Genomic DNA, 15,382 nt, shown 5'->3' on the forward strand with positions numbered 1-15,382 from the left:
GACTTATCGCCCAGTCGGACGTTCCCGTGCGCTACGTGACCAACCGGACCGCACTCCGCGACCGCCGTCGCCCGGCGCTCTCAGCGGGAACGGCAGCCCCTGCCGACAAGGCTGCTGCGGCTGCGGGCAGGCACGGAAAACGCACGGTCAGGGTACGGACGGGCGGCACACGGAGCCGGAAGCGGGCGCACGCACGGTCAGCCGCGCGGGAACGGCCAGGCGTTGGGCTTGCAGGTCGCCCCGCCCGACTTCAGTGTCTTGGTCTGCTGCATCATCACAGGCGCCAGCGCGCCGTCCTTGGAGCAGCCCACGTGGTTGAAGCCGATCCTGTGGCCGACCTCGTGGTTGATGAGCATCTGCCGGTAGGCGAGCATGCGATCGTCCCCGAAGGTCTTCGCACCCTTCGCCCACCGGTACGCGTTTATCATGATCCGCTCGGTGGAGGCCGAGTCGCAGGAGACGTGGTCCACACTGGTGTCCAGGCCCGACTTCGCGCACCACACGTCGGTCGTCGGCGCGCTCGCCAGGGTGATCACGAAGTCGGCGTCGCCGCCCTCGACCCGCTCGAAGCTCCGCTCACCGTCGTTCGCCCAGCTCCGCTCGTCGTTGAGGGTCTTGTGCACGGCCTGCGCGAAGAGGCCGGACTCCAGCGGGAGCCCCTTCTCGACGTCCACGCGGTAGCGCATGACCCGGCCGCCGTCGGCCCCCTTCTCGTTCCCCTTCACCGCCGTGAAGCTGCCCTCACCCTTGAACCGGGCGTCCAGCGAGAAGGGTTGGCCCATCTTCTCGTCGTACGTCGGCGGCACCGCCTCCTGCGGCGCGCCACCGGGAGCGCCCCGGCCGTCGTCGTCCGAGCGGGACGCGGGTCCTTCGCCCGAGAGCTGGCCCCGGTCGGTCCCGGCGCTGCCCGCCTCGTCCGAGTCACCGAGGCTCCCGCCGCCGGCGACCTGCCCCCCGACGACGACGGCGAGCACCGTCGTGACGGCGGCCGCCAACACTCCGGTCACCGCGCGGCCCTTGCCGCCCTTCTTCGTCCGCGGGATCTCGGCCGGCTCGGAAGCGCGAGGTGCGACCGGAGGCCCTCCCTCGGTGAAACCGTGCCCCTGCCCGTGTCCCGGCCCCTGTCCCGACCCGTGCCCCGGCTCCTGGCGCTGCCGCGGATCCCCGGGGCCCTGCTCCGCGCCGAACCCGGCGGGCTGCCCGTAGCCGTTCCACGGCCCGGGGGTACCGGGCCGGCGGATGTCCGGACCGCGCCCGGGCGGCCCGGCCTGACGCAGCGGATGACGGGGCGGGGGCGTCTGCACGCCGCCGGTGCCATGGCCTGCGAAGTCGTCGAACGCGTCCAGGTACTCCTGCCGCGGACCGGCCTGCTGCCCCCGGGGGGCTGCCGCACCCGCGGCACCCTGGAGCACCCGCCCGGCGGCCTGCCCCGCCGCAGGGCCTGACGCAGGACCGCGTCCGGTCCCGTCGGCACCCCAGCCGCCACCCGGTTCGCGCAGCTCCGGATGGCCGCCGCGGACGGTGGGCCCGTAGGCGCCCTCCTCCCACGACGGACCGCGGCCCGGGGCCTCGTCACGCGGTTCTGGGGGTTGCGGCGGTGTCGGACGGGTCGCCGTGTCGCCCGGCGCCATGCCGTACCAGGGCGGCGCGCTGCCGCGTCCGACCGCCCGTGCGGACGTGTCGCCGGCCTTTGCGCGCCCCTTGCGGCTATGGCGTCCCACTAATCACCTTTCGGGCGTACGGGCGTCGAGGGCGAAGCCTTGCCCACCCCGGCCTGACCCGTCAACCGAGCCGTGTCCACAAGCAGTTCACGGAACGCGCACGCGACAAACCCCGGATACTCCATCATCGCCACGTGTCCGGCTCCGGGCAATGCCAGCAGCCGACTGTCACGGAAGGCAGCACTGGCCCGCTGTGCCATGCGGAAGCTCACCAGTTGGTCCCGTCCGCCGTACACCAGAAGAGCCGGCGCGAGTACGCGTTCGGCCTGTCTCCACAGCGAGTGCTGCCCGCCGAGGGTGTAGGCGTCGACGATGCCGCGGGCCGAGCGGACGAGAGCGTCCCAGAAGTAGGGCAGCCGCAGCCGTCGTTCGTACTCCCTGACCGCGGCGGCGAATCCGCCCGGCGAGACGCGGCCCGGGTCGCCGTAGCACAGCGCCAGCACCTCTCTGGTGCGCCGCTCGGCCGACCAGCCCCTCGTCAGCCGTCCGAACAGCCCCGCGACACCTGGCACCGCGAGCAGCGCCGTCGGCAGTGCGGTGCGCTGCGGCGGCAGCTCCGGCAGTGCGGGCGAGACGAGGGTGAGCGTGCGCACGAGGTCGGGCCGGAGCGCCGCGACACGCGTGGTCACGGCACCGCCCAGCGAGTTCCCCAGGAGATGCACGGGCGCGCGGCCGCACTCGTCGAGGTGGCGGATGACGGCGCGGGCGTGCCCGGAGACCGAGTAGTTGCCGTCGTCGGGCGGCGGGGACAGGCCGAAGCCGGGGAGGTCGACCGCCTCGCTGTCCACGTCACCGGCGAGTTCGAGCATCAGAGCCGACCAGTTCAGAGAGGAGCCGCCCAGTCCGTGCACGTACACGGCGGGCGGCAGGCCCTCGCGCTCCGGGGGCCGCGAGCGGACGTTCAGCGTCAGGCCGGGCAGTGAGACGGTGCGCAGAACCTCCCCGTCGTGCGCCGCGGGGACTCCGGCGGGCGGAACCGCTTCGGCGGGGCCTGGCACTCCCGGTTCATCGGTCGACGACATGTGGCAATGTTACGAGACGATCACGCGACTCCCCATGTGTTCGCCGTCACACGACGGCGCGGTCGAGTCGTAGCCTCGAATAAGAGGCGTCCTGACTGGAAAGGCGAGCGAGCATGCCTGATGCACCGATCGATCCCGAAGACTACGAGGACACCTACGAGGAGGAGCCGGCCGAGGGGAACGCCGGAATCGAGACTCCGCCTGAGGACGCCGCCGAGCAGCAGGCCGACCTGCTCCGCCAGCGGGAGGCGCCGATCACAGGCCGGGGCGACCCCGAGGTCGACCCCGCGGACGCCGCCGAGCAGGCGCGAGTGGTGGAACTGAACGAGGATGAGTACCGATAACGCGCCCGTTGTGCCTTCTGCCCGCTGAAATAATCGGCCCGCAGGAGTCACAGCTCGGTTACCCAAAAGTACGATGGCGGGCGCAGCGCATACCGCGCACAGAACTGATCAGGGAGGCGGCGTGTCAGCCATCGACCAAACCGAGGCGCGCCCACGCGGCACGCGCCTGCCGCGCCGGGCCCGACGCAACCAGTTGCTGGGAGCAGCTCAGGAGGTCTTCGTCGCCCAGGGCTACCACTCAGCGGCCATGGACGACATCGCCGACCGGGCAGGTGTCAGCAAACCCGTTCTCTACCAGCACTTCCCGGGCAAACTCGACCTCTATCTCGCACTGCTGGACCAGCACTGCGAATCACTGCTCCAGGCGGTGCGCACCGCGCTCGCCTCGACGACGGACAACAAGCAGCGGGTGGCGGCCACGATGGACGCCTACTTCGCTTACGTCGAGAACGAGGGCGGCGCCTTCCGGCTCGTCTTCGAGTCCGACCTCACCAATGAGCCCGCCGTCCGCGAGCGGGTCGACAAGGTCAGCCTGGACTGCGCCGAGGCGGTCAGCGAGGTCATCGCCGAGGACACCAAGCAGCCGCGCGACCAGGCGATGCTGCTCGCGGTGGGCCTGTGCGGGATGGCACAGATCACCGCCCGCTACTGGCTCGGCTCCGGCAGGCCCATCCCGCGCGACGCCGCTGCGAAGCTGATCTCCTCCCTGTCCTGGCGGGGGATCGCCGGCTTCCCGATGCAGTGACGCACGCTCCATGACACGCGGCGCCGACGGGCGCCGCGTGTTCGCTGTGCGTGCTCTCGCTGTGCGCGCACTCATCAGTGCGCGCGTTCGCCGTTCGCGAGGCCGCCGTCCGCGGGGCCCCGTGCGCGTGTTCGCTGCGGGCGTGGGAGGCAGGGCGCCGCAGCGCGTCCGTGTCCGGCTAATGTGTGCTTCGTACAGCGCGGCTGACCGCGTAAGCAACTGACCGTTCGGAGGGACATAGCCGTGGAGGTCAAGATCGGCGTGCAGCAGGCGCCCCGCGAGATCGTCTTCGAGAGCAAGCAGTCTCCCGACGAAGTCGAGAGCGTGGTCTCGGCCGCACTGGCCGAGGGCGGCTCGAAAATGATCAGTCTCGCGGACGAGCACGGCCGCAGGATCCTCGTTCCCGCGGAACGCGTCGCCTACGTCGAGATCGGTGAACACACCGGCCGCAAGGTGGGATTCGGCACCATCTGAGGGTCCGTCCGAGGCACACGCACCACACGGCGGCGGCTTCCCGAATCTTTCGGGGGGCCGTCGTTTCACGTGTGCTTCACAAGGGGAGTACGGGAACGACCGACCTTCACAGCCGACCCGCCCGGTCGCCCACCCCCGAGGAGGTCCCGTGATCTGGGAGGCACTCGGCTCCGCGTTCCTCGGACTCGTCATCGCATACGCCGCGGTCCGGCAGCTGCCCGAGCGGCTCCCGAGCCGTCCCCTCGTACTCACCACGGGCCCGGCAGCCGCGCTGCTGGGCGGTGTCGTCTGCCGGATCGCCGTGGGCGGGGGTCATCCTCTTGTGACGCTGCCGGTCGCGGCCGTGGTGAGTGTGGCGATCCTCTCACTGCTGATCGTCGAGAAGGCCCGCCCGGCCGCCGGTCTGCCGGCGAACGTCGCGGGCCCTCCCGGCGCCTGAGCAGTGGCCGGACGCCACGACCCGCGGTCAAGCCCGACGCTCAGTCATCTGTCCCTCGTCCGGGCGTCAGAAGGGCCGCGAATTCAGCGGGCCGTCACGCGGCCAGACCCAGCGCCGCCATCCGCTTGGTGTGCGCCTCGGTGATCCGGGAGAACATCCGCCCCACCTCCGCCAGGTCGAAACCGTCCGCAAGGCCGCCCACCAGCATCGTCGAGAGCGCGTCCCGGTCCGCGACCACGCGCTGCGCCTGCGAGAGGGCCTCCCCCATCAGCCGCCGCGCCCACAGCGCGAGCCGTCCGCCGACCCTGGGGTCGGCCTCGATGGCGGCACGCACCTTCTCCACCGCGAAGCTGGAGTGCCCGGTGTCGTCCAGCACCCCCAGCACCAGTGCACGGGTGTCGGAGTCCAGGCGGGCGGCCACCTCGCGGTAGAAGTCCGAGGCGATGGAGTCCCCGACGTACGCCTTGATCAGCCCTTCCAGCCAGTCCGAGGGCGCGGTCTGGCGGTGGAACTCGTCCAGGGGCGCCGCGAAGGGCTGCATGGCCTCGGTCGGATCGGCGTCGATGACCGTGAGCCGCTCCCGCAGCTGCGCGTAGTGCTGGAACTCCGCGGAGGCCATGGAAGCCAGCTCCGCCTTGTCGGCGAGGGTGGGTGCCAGCTTCGCGTCCTCCGCCAGGCGTTCGAAGGCGGCGAGCTCCCCGTATGCCAGGGCCCCCAGGAGGTCAACGACGGCCGCACGGTAGGTCGGGTCGGCGGAGGCCGCTGCCCAGTCCTGGGTGGCGGTACCGGTCTGCTCGGCGGGGGTCTTCTCAGGCGTCTCCATGCTGTGCACGATAGCCGTCCTCACCTGGCCCGGAAGCCCCCGGTTCGCGCCTGACGCACCTCAGGGAACCCGTACACAACAATCGCCCCGGTACACATGCGCGGATCCGGGGTACAGTGATATTGGCTCCCGCCGTATGCGGCGGGACGCATGTACGCAAGACTGCGGATGCCCGGTCGGAGGCCCGATCGGCTCCGACCCGACCGCCCTCCACGTGGCGCGTGATCCCCACACGTCCCGTGACCATGGGGGACCGCTCGCGTGAAGTGCGCTTGAGCGAGAGCCAGTGGTCCCGCACAGTCCGGCGGGCCGGCAAGACGCCGCCTCCGGAATCTGCGGTACGACCCTCCTCGCCGCCTCCTCGCGCGTCACACAGAAGAGGCCAGCATCCTGTCCACCAAGACTTTCCGAGATCTCGGGATCCTCTCCGAGACCGCCGAGGCCCTCGAGGCCGTCGGCATCAGTACCCCTTTCCCCATCCAGGAGATGACCCTCCCCGTCGCCCTCGCCGGCGGCGACGTCATCGGCCAGGCGAAGACCGGCACCGGCAAGACGCTGGGCTTCGGCCTTCCGCTCCTCGAGGCCGTCACCGTGCCCGCCGACGTCGAGCACGGCCGGGCCGCACCGGAGCTGCTCACCGACTCCCCCCAGGCCCTCATCGTCGTCCCGACGCGTGAGCTGTGCCAGCAGGTCACGAACGACCTGCTGACGGCCGGCAAGGTGCGCAACGTGCGTGTCGTGCCGATCTACGGCGGCCGGGCCTACGAGCCGCAGGTCGAGGCCCTCAAGAAGGGCGTCGACGTCGTCGTCGGCACCCCCGGCCGGCTGCTCGACCTCGCGGGCCAGAAGAAGCTGCGGCTCTCGGACGTGCGCACGCTCGTCCTGGACGAGGCCGACGAGATGCTCGACCTGGGATTCCTCCCGGACGTCGAGAAGATCATCCAGATGCTGCCGGTCAAGCGGCAGACCATGCTCTTCTCCGCGACCATGCCCGGCCAGGTCATCTCCCTCGCCCGCCGGTACATGAGCCGGCCCACGCACATCAGTGCCTCCGAGCCGGACGACGTGGGCCAGACCGTGGCCAACACCGAGCAGCACGCCTTCCGTGCCCACTCCATGGACAAGCAGGAGATGGTGGCCCGCATCCTGCAGGCCGAGGGCCGCCAGCTCGCGATGGTCTTCTGCCGTACGAAGCGGACCGCCGCCGATGTCGCCGACCAGCTCACGCGGCGCGGCTTCGCGGCCGGCGCGGTGCACGGCGACCTCGGTCAGGGCGCGCGCGAGCAGGCGCTGCGCGCGTTCCGCAACGGCAAGGTCGATGTGCTGGTCTGCACGGACGTTGCCGCGCGCGGCATCGACGTCGACAACGTGACGCACGTCATCAACTACCAGACCCCGGAGGACGAGAAGACCTACCTCCACCGCATCGGACGCACGGGCCGTGCGGGCGCTTCGGGTACGGCTGTGACGCTCGTCGACTGGGACGACATCCCCCGGTGGCAGCTGATCAACAAGGCTCTGGAGCTGAGCCTTCCGGACCCGGAGGAGACCTACTCCACCTCCCCGCACCTCTTCGGAGCGCTGGGCATCCCCTCGGGCGCCAAGGGTGTCCTGCCGCGCAACGAGCGTACGCGTGCGGGGCTGTCGGCCGAGCAGGTCGAGGACCTGGGCGAGACGGGGCGCAGCCCCGGACGCGGCCGGGGCGGCCGCGGCGACGGCCAGGCCGAGGAAGCCGCGCGGCCCCGGCGGACCCGGCCCCCGCGCCAGCGCCGCCGTACGCGCAACGGCGAACCGGTCGGCGCGGACGGCGCGGACGGCACGGCGAACAGCACAGCGTCCGATGCGGCGGACGGCTCCGCGGTCACACCGTCCGCGACGGGCGAGGACCCGGGTGCACGCAAGCCCCGCCGTCGCCGCCGTACGCGTGGTGGCAGCGGTGCGGCCTCCAGTACGCAGGAGGGGACTTCCGCGGCCGCCGAGAAGAGCGCGGCCACCGCGACCGCCACCGACCGCCGGCCGCAGGGACAGGCGGCGCCGGAAGTGTCCGGCGAGAGCGCCGACCGGCCGCGCCGGCGCCGCACGCGGACGCGGAGCGGCAGCACGAAGGCGGCATCGCAGGGCAAGGCCACCCCGGACAGCTGATCCGTCGCCGCGACCGGTCCACGGCCGCACGGCGGGACGAACGACAGGGCCCGGCGGGCTCTCGGGAGATCCGAGAGGCCGCCGGGCCCCGCCCGGTGCGCCGTTCCCGCCCACCGGGCCTGCGCCGTCGCGCCGTCGTGCCGTCCGGCCCGCCCGTCTCGCCAGGAGCGGTCGCCGGGGCGGTCAGGCGGTAGCGTCCTCACATGAGCAAGCCGCCCTTCCTCGAACTGCCGTCGTCGGCCCGCGCGTACCGACTGCCCACCGCGCGCGGCGAGTTCGCGGTACTCGACGGGGGTGAGGCCCGTCTGGGCACGGCGCTGCTGGTGCCCGGCTTCACCGGCAGCAAGGAAGACTTCATCGCCCTGCTGCAGCCTCTCGCCGACGCCGGCTACCGGGCCGTGGCCGTCGACGGGCGTGGTCAGTACGAGACGGACGGGCCGCGCAGCGAGCAGGCGTACGCGCAGACCGAGCTCGCCCGGGACGTACTGGCACTGACGGACGCACTGCGGCAGGGCCGCAGCGGCGGGGACGGCGGCGAGGGCCGGCGGCCGCGGGTGCATCTGCTGGGGCACTCCCTCGGCGGTCTCATCGCCCGGACGAGCGTGCTGCGCGACGTCGGGCCCTTCGCGTCCCTCACTCTCATGAGCAGCGGGCCCGCGGCCGTTTCCAGCGGCCAACAGCACCGTCTGAAACTGCTGTTGGGCGCGCTGCCGGTGATGACGATGGAGGAGGTCTGGCAGGCGATGCGCGAGCTGGATCCCGTCGAGGCGGCCGATGAGCAGACGCCCGCCGAGGTTGCGGAGTTCCTGCACAGACGGTGGATGGCGCATGTGCCGGAACAGCTGTCCGCGACGGCGCAGCAGTTGATCGCGGAGCCGGACCGCGTCGCCGAACTCGCGGCGGCCGTCTCCGGCACGGACTCCGGGCGGGTGCCGCTTCCCGTGCATGTGCTGTCCGGCTCGGTCGACTACGCCTGGCCCGTACCCCTGTTGGACGAGATGGCCGTGCGGCTGGGCGCCGCGCGTACGGTCGTGGCCGGGGCCGGGCACTCTCCGAACGCGGAGGACCCGCAGGAGACGGCCCGCGCGCTCACGGAGTTCTGGAACGCGGCCCCCGGCTGACGCGCGTCACGCCCCGGTGATGAACTGCCTGACGCCGTTGGCGATCTGCTGCACCGCGATCGCCGAGAGCAGCATGCCGGACAGCCGTGTGACGAGCACCACACCGCCGTCCTTGATGACCCGGATGACCAGCAGCGAGTAGCGCATCACCAGCCACAGCGCCAGATGGATCGCGAAGATCGCCGCCCACACCGAGAGGTGACCGCCGGCGCCGTCCGCGCGCTGCACGGCCAGGATGACGGAGACGATGGCACCGGGCCCGGCCAGCAGCGGCATGCCGAGCGGGACGAGGGCCGCGTTGACCTCCTTCGTCTGGGACGGCTCGTCGGCCTTCCCCGTCAGCAGGTCCAGGGCGACGAGCAGGAGCAGCAGCCCCCCGGCGACCATCAGGGCGGGCACGGAGACGTGCAGGTAGTCGAGTATCTGCTTCCCGCACAGGCCGAAGACGGCTATGACGCCGAACGCCACGGCTGTCGCCTGGAGAGCCATCCTGCGCTGCACCTTGACCGGCCGGCCGGAGGTGAGTGCGAGGAAGATCGGTGTGATCCCGGGCGGGTCCATGATCACGAACAGGGTGATGAACACGGACCCGAAGAGTGCGAAGTCGAACACGGCGATGCCTTGCTGTCAGGCCCCCACGGCGCGCGGCCGTACGGGAGGCGGGGATGGGGAGGAAGGGAGAGAGGTACGGACAGAGCGGGGGAAGGGGGAAGAGTCGGGGACGTCGCGGGGTGAGGACGGGCGTGACGGACCGGACGGGCGTGACGGGGCGTGGACCCCCAGACCCTCCGACGGGCACGGGAACCTCCGGCGGGCAGCAGCTGCCCCTCCGTGTCAGCCCTTCACAGACCCTTCTCGGGCGCCGTGACGGGCGCGGCGCCGGTGGCCCGTGCGGCGATCTCGGCGTACACCTCCGGGTCGGTGGTGTACTCGCCGAGGCGGCACTCCTTGCGGCTTCCGTGGTAGTCGCTGGAGCCCGTGGCCAGCAGCCCGAGGTCGGCGGCCAGGCCGTGCAGCCGGGCGCGCGTGGCCGGATCGTGGTCCATGTGGTCGGCCTCGATCCCGTCGAGACCCGCGGCGGCCAGGTTCGCGACGGCGCTCTCCGGCACGCACTGGCCGCGTTTGACCGCGAGCGGGTGGGCGAACACGGCGACACCGCCCGCCCCCTTGATCAGGCGCAGCGCGTCGAAGGGGTCGAGCTCGTGTTTCTCCGCGTGCGCCCTGCCCCCGTCCGCGATCCACTCCTCGGTGAAGGCGTCCGAAACGGTGGCGACGGCACCCGCCTCCACCATGGCGGTCGCGATGTGGGGGCGTCCGACCGAGCCGTCCCCGGCGATCTCGGCGACGCGCTCCCACGTCACGGGGACGCCCAGTTCGCGCAGCTTGCCGACCATGCTGCGGGCGCGGGGGACGCGGTCGTCCCGCACGAGTTCGCGCTCGCGGGCGAGTTCGGGCTCCGCGGGGTCGAAGAGGTAGGCCAGCATGTGCAGGCTGACGCCCTCCAGCCGGCAGGACAGCTCGGCACCGGTGACCAGGGTGAGTCCCGGGGGCAGCGCCGCTGCTGCGGCCTCGTGGCCCGAGACGGTGTCGTGGTCCGTGAGTGCGACGACGTCGAGGCCGGAGGCGCCCGCGTTGCGTACGAGTTCGGCCGGGGTGTCGGTGCCGTCCGAAGCCGTGGAGTGGGTGTGCAGGTCGATGCGCACGGGGCGGACTCCAGCCAGGGACGGGGACGGACGGCGGCAGGGGGTGCTCTCAGGATAGCCGTCCCCGCTGTGCCTCCTCCGCCCACCTCCGCGGCTGTTCGGCCGCCCGTCGCGCCACGGGCCGGCGGCGGGGCGCGGGGAAGCGTCCGGTGCCCGCGGACGGAGGGTGGAGGAGGGCCGCAGGCACGGAGGGCGCAGAGCCGATGCGGGAGCGGGGAGACGGGAGTGGGGAGACGGAGGACGGTCAGGACAGGATGCGCGACGAGAGCGTGCCGCACGGCAGCAGGTCGACCTCCGCGCCGGCGTCACGCAGGTCCGTGAGGACCAGTTCGTCGTACATCAGCAGTCCGGACTGCTCCGGCCAGACGATCGCCCACAGCCACAGGCCGCACGCCTCGCCCGCGAAGACCGCGCGGTCGCTCGACGCCCCCGTCACGTTCCACAGCGGCGTGGGCCGTCCCGCCGCCAGCACCTTGACGGGTGGCGCCTTGTCGACGCACATGCCCTCACCCGGGTCGGGGCCGTCCACACCGGCGTACCGCGCGCCGAGACCCACCCCCAGCTCCTCGGCCACCAGGATGAGTTCCCCCATGCCCCCGAGCGGTCCCGGCCCGGAACAGGCGACGGCCGTGGCCCGTCCACCGCTGCGGTCGTCGCCCGCGCAGGCGACGCCGGAGAAGAGCCAGCCGACCGGCAGCGGCCAGGGCATCCACACGGGCACCTTCGTACGTCCGACGACGACGGCGAGGGCTTCGACGCTCGGGGGGACGACAGGCTGGAGCGGGTGGACCGTGCCGTGCATGTCGCATTGCCAGGAGTCGGCGAAGAGTCCGGGCGCCCGCACCCGGCCACCGCATTTCGGGCAACTGGGTTCGCCCCTCATGGGGCACAACGGTCCTCCCCGCCCGCGCCCACGTCAAGGATCACCTGCCCGAAGTTGGCCGGGGAGCGACCCTCGGCGGTCCTGCGACGCAAAACTGCCGCCTCCCGCGCCTCAGGTGCATCATCCGTGCCGATGCGTATCGGTCCGCACGGTCCGTACCGGTCCGCACCGGCCGGGCAGCGGCACCGTCAGTCGGCCAGCGGCACCGACGCGCGCAGCGGGTCGCGCAGATCCGTGCCGTGGCGCAGCCACCGCTCCTCCAGCGCGGCCGCTCCCCGCGCCCGCTTCCAGGCCGCCTCGTTCGGCGTCATCGGCAGCAGCGGCATGAAGCGCACCGGGTCCAGAGGCGCGTCCAGTTCCAAGTCCTCTACGAGACCGCCCGGTTCGGCCACCAGTACGGATGTGAAGGGCGCACCGGGCCAGAGCGGTCCACCCACGTCGAGCGAGGCGCCGGGCGCCACCACGACCCCCTCGACCTGGGGGGAGGCCGCGAGCACGGCCAGCGGGCGCAGCACCTTGTCGGTCTCGGCGGTGCCCGCCCGCACGGACAGGAGCAGTTCGGCGCGCGGGCCGGTCTCGGGGTCGGCGAGCACGGCTGCCGGGTCGGTCATGGGGGCGGCCGACATTCCGAGCGTGGCGTACCTCGCGATGTCGCCGTCCAGGAAGCGCAGCACGTCGATGCGCTCGGTACCGAGGAAGGTCACCGACGCCCGGGCGTCGGGCTCGCCCAGAGCCGAACGCAGCCGTGCCTCCACAAGTTTCGATACGTCAGCCATGGCGCGAGGATAGACGCGTAAGGACCCGGCAAAGTGCCGGCCCCGGCGGCCGCAACGGACTCAGGGGCCTCTGAGCGGTGTTACCGTTGGCTGCTGGTCAGGCATGCGAACCGTCTCCCAAGGGAGACCGGCCGGAGGAGGTGGGACTGACATGGATACGAGTCGACCGTGCAGTACCAACTGCTCTTCCGTCACGCCACCGCGTCCCCGCTCCTGAACGCCCCTCTCCCCGGCCGGTTCACCGGCCAAACCTCAGGGGGGCCTCTTTTCCACCGGGTCCGCGCGAGGGAAGAGCGCCCGAGTTCCGCTCCATCCCGTCCGACTGCGAACCAGCCGACGCCGTCCGGGCCGGCCCCGAGCGCTACCCGCTTTGCAGACCTCCGCACTCCCGCGTCCCCGCGGGGGCCGTAGGCCCACATTCCGGGCAGCACTGACCGGACGACGGCGTGGCATCCACGAGGAGCCAGCATGTCGATGATCCGAGACCTGCGCGCCGCCGTACGCCCGTCCCTGCGCAAGGGCGGCCGTTCGGCACACCTCTACGAGAACACCCGTACCGACGCCGCGGGCACCGCGGTCGTCGACTGCGCCGTCTACCGCGACGGGCAGCGCGTCAGTGCCCATTCGAGCCCCGGCGAGGCGCTGCGCCGGGTGCGCGCCAGCGAGGGCCGCGAGTTCGTGTGGATCGGTCTGCACGAGCCGACCGAGCAGGAGTTCTCCGGCATCGCCACGGAGTACGGCCTGCACCCCCTGGCCGTCGAGGACGCGGTGCACGCGCACCAGCGGCCGAAGCTGGAGCGTTACGACGACAGCGTCTTCACCGTCTTCAAGACCATCCACTACGTGGAGCACGCGGAACTCACGGCCACCAGCCAGGTGGTGGAGACCGGCGAGGTGATGTGCTTCACCGGCCGGGACTACATCATCACCGTCCGGCACGGCGGCCAGGGTTCGCTGCGTGCGCTGCGGCACCGCATGGAGGACGACACGGAACTGCTCGCCAAGGGCCCCTCGGTCGTGCTCCACGCCATCGCCGACCAGACCGTGGACGGGTATCTCGCGGTGGCCGACGCCGTGCAGGACGACATCGACGAGGTGGAGATCGAGGTCTTCTCCAACAGCGCGGGCAACGGGCGGCGCGGGGGCGACGCCTCCAGCATCTACCAGCTCAAGCGGGAGGTGCTGGAGTTCAAGCGCGCGGTGTCGCCGCTGCTGCGGCCGATGCAGCTGGTGAGTGAGCGTCCGATGCACGTGATCGACCCGGAGATCCAGAAGTACTTCCGCGATGTCGCCGACCATCTGACGCGGGTGAACGAGCAGGTGCTCGGCTTCGACGACCTGCTCAACTCGATCCTCCAGGCCAACCTCGCGCAGGCGACGGTCACCCAGAACGAGGACATGCGCAAGATCACGTCATGGGCCGCCATCTTCGCGGTTCCCACCATGATCGCGGGCATCTACGGGATGAACTTCGACTACATGCCTGAACTGCACTGGAAATACGGCTATCCGACAGTGATGGCCGTCACCGCGACGATCTGTGTCGCCATCTACCGGGGCTTCAAGCGGAACGGGTGGCTCTGAACGGTGACACCGGGCGGCTCCGTTGACGCCCGGCGTTGACGGCACGGCCCGCGACGCCCGCCGGCCTCGGCACCCCGGGGCGGGCCGTGCCCGGTAGCCTGCCCGCATGACGCTTCTCGATCAGGCCCTCGTCGAGGAGGCCAGCAAGAAGTCCGGCCTCGTCTGGGTGCGCGGGCCCGAGGGCCCGGCGCGTTCGCTGTGGCACGTGTGGCACGACGGTGCCGTCTGTCTCGTCGGCGGCGGACCGCTGGAACAGCCCCTGGACGGGCTCGGCTTGACGCACGGCGGCACGGCGACCGTCAGCGTGCGCAGCAAGGACAAGGGCGGACGGCTCGTGGTCTGGCCCGCCCGCGTGGTCGAACTGCCCCCGCGGGACGAACGCTGGGAAGCGGCGGTCGCGGAGCTGCGGGGCAAGCGGCTCAACGCGCCCGACTTCCAGACCGTGGCGGAGCGTTGGGCACGGGAGTGCCGGGTGCTGCGGCTGGAGCCCGCAGGTGCGCCCGTACAGCAGCCCGGCACCATGCCCGACGGGTCACACGCGGCGGTGCCGCTGCCCACTCGCGCGACGACGCGGCGGCGGATTCCCGCTGCGCTGCCCAGACTCCTCTTCCGCAGGCGGCGCCGGGCGGATTCCTGACCCCGCAAGCGCCGCACACACCGCACACGCCGGCCGGGACGTGCCGCCGGGCCCGGACAGGCTCAGCCCCGGCTCGCGGCTATCTTCCTGCCGTAGTCGACGACCTGGTCCTTCGCCGGAGCCTTCAGCTCGAAGTCCTTGTTCCAGTCGTCGAGTTCGAGCGTGCCGGCACCGCCGCCGCGCTCCACCCGCATCGGGTAGGGAGCACCGATCAGCGAGACGTCGAGGGTGCCGCCGCTCCCCTCCCCCGCGGTGACGCGGACGGTCCGTACGCCGCCGACCTCACCCCGCTCGCCGGTCGCACGCTTCCCGTGCATCGCCAGCAGACCCTCCAGCAGCACACGCATGTCCGCGAAGCCGCTCAGCTGCTTGTAGGCCGGATCGCCGGGCGGCACGCGCACATACTTCCCCTCCAGCTTGCCCGCTGCCTCCACGTCCGCCTTGGACGGCTCCTCGCCGCCCTTCTCCTGCCGGGCCCAGAAGTCGGCGTCCGCCTTGAGGTAGAGGTCCTCGGCGACGCGCAGCAGAGCGAACGTCGAACCGCCCCTGGAGACCTTGCCGGTGGCACCGTCCTGCTTGAGCCGCATCTTCAGGCGGTAGTTGACGCCCTTGCTGACGACGTTGCCCGACAGTTCGACCGCGTCGGCCTTCTCCGCCGCGGCCCGGGCTCTCTTCTCGATACGCGCGGCGGACAGCTTGCCGACCCCGTTGGTCCCCTCGTCCGGATCGCTGCTCCCACATGCGGCCAGGGCCGCTGTGAGACCCACGCAGAGGACCCCTGACAGGGTCGCCCTCCGTCGCGTGCGGGCGCATCCAACCACGTCGGCAACCTCCTGGAGATCGGACCGGGGAACCGCACCTTACCGGGGGTCGTACCCCGTTGCGGACGGCAGCCGTCCGGACCATCGCGCACGGTCTCACAGCGACCCGCCAGGCTAGGCTGAACCCGGCAAAGAGTGCGGATGCAC

16 protein-coding genes are annotated in these 15,382 nt (G+C 71.9%); 8 read left to right on the forward strand and 8 right to left on the reverse strand.

The features are described 5' to 3' along the window. Positions 1-197: 197 nt before the first annotated feature. Positions 198-1,721 (reverse strand): DUF3152 domain-containing protein, encoded by a 1,524-nt coding sequence (locus H343_RS0109090; protein ID WP_028430868.1) that lies wholly within the window; start codon positions 1,719-1,721, stop codon positions 198-200. Then, complete coding sequence (locus tag H343_RS29780) at positions 1,721-2,743, reverse strand: alpha/beta fold hydrolase (protein ID WP_051264858.1); 1,023 nt, start codon at positions 2,741-2,743, stop codon at positions 1,721-1,723. The genes H343_RS0109090 and H343_RS29780 overlap by 1 nt, the downstream gene beginning before the upstream one ends. Positions 2,744-2,856: 113 nt before the next feature. On the opposite strand from H343_RS29780, the gene H343_RS0109100 reads away from it, so the two are divergent. From H343_RS0109100 to H343_RS29785, 4 genes are all read left to right on the forward strand, one after another. Then, entirely contained in the window at positions 2,857-3,087 is a 231-nt protein-coding gene (locus tag H343_RS0109100) for a hypothetical protein (RefSeq protein ID WP_028430869.1), read from the forward strand. Positions 3,088-3,208: 121 nt separating this feature from the next. After that, positions 3,209-3,832 (forward strand): TetR/AcrR family transcriptional regulator, encoded by a 624-nt coding sequence (locus tag H343_RS0109105; RefSeq protein ID WP_028430870.1) that lies wholly within the window; start codon positions 3,209-3,211, stop codon positions 3,830-3,832. A gap of 243 nt (positions 3,833-4,075) precedes the next feature. Beyond that, entirely contained in the window at positions 4,076-4,306 is a 231-nt protein-coding gene (locus H343_RS0109110; protein WP_028430871.1) for a DUF3107 domain-containing protein, read from the forward strand. A gap of 148 nt (positions 4,307-4,454) precedes the next feature. Further along, positions 4,455-4,745 carry a hypothetical protein gene (locus tag H343_RS29785; RefSeq protein ID WP_051264860.1) on the forward strand — a complete coding sequence of 97 codons (291 nt, stop codon included), beginning with the start codon at positions 4,455-4,457 and terminating at the stop codon, positions 4,743-4,745. A gap of 94 nt (positions 4,746-4,839) precedes the next feature. On the opposite strand, the gene H343_RS0109120 is transcribed toward H343_RS29785, so the two are convergent. Further along, positions 4,840-5,568 carry a ferritin-like fold-containing protein gene (locus H343_RS0109120; protein WP_028430872.1) on the reverse strand — a complete coding sequence of 243 codons (729 nt, stop codon included), beginning with the start codon at positions 5,566-5,568 and terminating at the stop codon, positions 4,840-4,842. Between the two features lie 486 nt (positions 5,569-6,054). On the opposite strand from H343_RS0109120, the gene H343_RS0109125 reads away from it, so the two are divergent. Continuing rightward, positions 6,055-7,710, forward strand: a complete 1,656-nt coding sequence (locus H343_RS0109125) for a DEAD/DEAH box helicase (protein ID WP_037903105.1) — start codon at positions 6,055-6,057, stop codon at positions 7,708-7,710. 203 nt (positions 7,711-7,913) lie between these two features. Further along, positions 7,914-8,831: an alpha/beta fold hydrolase gene (locus tag H343_RS0109130; RefSeq protein WP_028430874.1), complete on the forward strand. Its 918-nt coding sequence runs from the start codon at positions 7,914-7,916 to the stop codon at positions 8,829-8,831. Between the two features lie 6 nt (positions 8,832-8,837). Here H343_RS0109130 and H343_RS0109135 read toward each other — a convergent pair whose 3' ends face one another. From H343_RS0109135 to H343_RS0109150, 4 genes are all read right to left on the reverse strand, one after another. Next, positions 8,838-9,443: a MarC family protein gene (locus H343_RS0109135; RefSeq protein ID WP_028430875.1), complete on the reverse strand. Its 606-nt coding sequence runs from the start codon at positions 9,441-9,443 to the stop codon at positions 8,838-8,840. 230 nt (positions 9,444-9,673) lie between these two features. Further along, positions 9,674-10,534 carry a PHP domain-containing protein gene (locus tag H343_RS0109140; RefSeq protein ID WP_028430876.1) on the reverse strand — a complete coding sequence of 287 codons (861 nt, stop codon included), beginning with the start codon at positions 10,532-10,534 and terminating at the stop codon, positions 9,674-9,676. A 244-nt stretch (positions 10,535-10,778) separates the two neighbouring features. Next, on the reverse strand, positions 10,779-11,417 hold the full coding sequence (locus H343_RS0109145) for a DUF6758 family protein (protein WP_028430877.1): 639 nt from the start codon (positions 11,415-11,417) through the stop codon (positions 10,779-10,781). Between the two features lie 188 nt (positions 11,418-11,605). Next, a complete protein-coding gene (locus tag H343_RS0109150) occupies positions 11,606-12,193 on the reverse strand; it encodes a suppressor of fused domain protein (RefSeq protein ID WP_028430878.1) in 588 nt (195 codons plus the stop codon). 468 nt (positions 12,194-12,661) lie between these two features. Between H343_RS0109150 and H343_RS0109155 the strand changes: the two genes are divergently transcribed. Then, positions 12,662-13,777 (forward strand): magnesium and cobalt transport protein CorA, encoded by a 1,116-nt coding sequence (locus tag H343_RS0109155; protein WP_028430879.1) that lies wholly within the window; start codon positions 12,662-12,664, stop codon positions 13,775-13,777. 106 nt (positions 13,778-13,883) lie between these two features. After that, positions 13,884-14,414 carry a hypothetical protein gene (locus H343_RS0109160; protein ID WP_028430880.1) on the forward strand — a complete coding sequence of 177 codons (531 nt, stop codon included), beginning with the start codon at positions 13,884-13,886 and terminating at the stop codon, positions 14,412-14,414. A 62-nt stretch (positions 14,415-14,476) separates the two neighbouring features. Here H343_RS0109160 and H343_RS0109165 read toward each other — a convergent pair whose 3' ends face one another. Further along, complete coding sequence (locus H343_RS0109165) at positions 14,477-15,181, reverse strand: hypothetical protein (RefSeq protein ID WP_486586834.1); 705 nt, start codon at positions 15,179-15,181, stop codon at positions 14,477-14,479. Positions 15,182-15,382 lie beyond the last annotated feature (201 nt).

The sequence above is a fragment of the Streptomyces sp. TAA204 genome (genome assembly GCF_000424965.1).

What these genes read in the sequence shown, in the direction of transcription:
- H343_RS0109160 (WP_028430880.1), top strand. Translation starts at nt 13,884, where the DNA reads ATGACGCTTCTCGATCAGGCCCTCGTCGAGGAGGCCAGCAAGAAGTCC.
- H343_RS0109145 (WP_028430877.1), bottom strand. Translation starts at nt 11,417, where the DNA reads ATGAGGGGCGAACCCAGTTGCCCGAAATGCGGTGGCCGGGTGCGGGCG.
- H343_RS0109150 (WP_028430878.1), bottom strand. Translation starts at nt 12,193, where the DNA reads ATGGCTGACGTATCGAAACTTGTGGAGGCACGGCTGCGTTCGGCTCTG.
- H343_RS0109100 (WP_028430869.1), top strand. Translation starts at nt 2,857, where the DNA reads ATGCCTGATGCACCGATCGATCCCGAAGACTACGAGGACACCTACGAG.
- H343_RS0109155 (WP_028430879.1), top strand. Translation starts at nt 12,662, where the DNA reads ATGTCGATGATCCGAGACCTGCGCGCCGCCGTACGCCCGTCCCTGCGC.
- H343_RS0109130 (WP_028430874.1), top strand. Translation starts at nt 7,914, where the DNA reads ATGAGCAAGCCGCCCTTCCTCGAACTGCCGTCGTCGGCCCGCGCGTAC.
- H343_RS0109120 (WP_028430872.1), bottom strand. Translation starts at nt 5,568, where the DNA reads ATGGAGACGCCTGAGAAGACCCCCGCCGAGCAGACCGGTACCGCCACC.
- H343_RS29780 (WP_051264858.1), bottom strand. Translation starts at nt 2,743, where the DNA reads ATGTCGTCGACCGATGAACCGGGAGTGCCAGGCCCCGCCGAAGCGGTT.
- H343_RS0109125 (WP_037903105.1), top strand. Translation starts at nt 6,055, where the DNA reads ATGACCCTCCCCGTCGCCCTCGCCGGCGGCGACGTCATCGGCCAGGCG.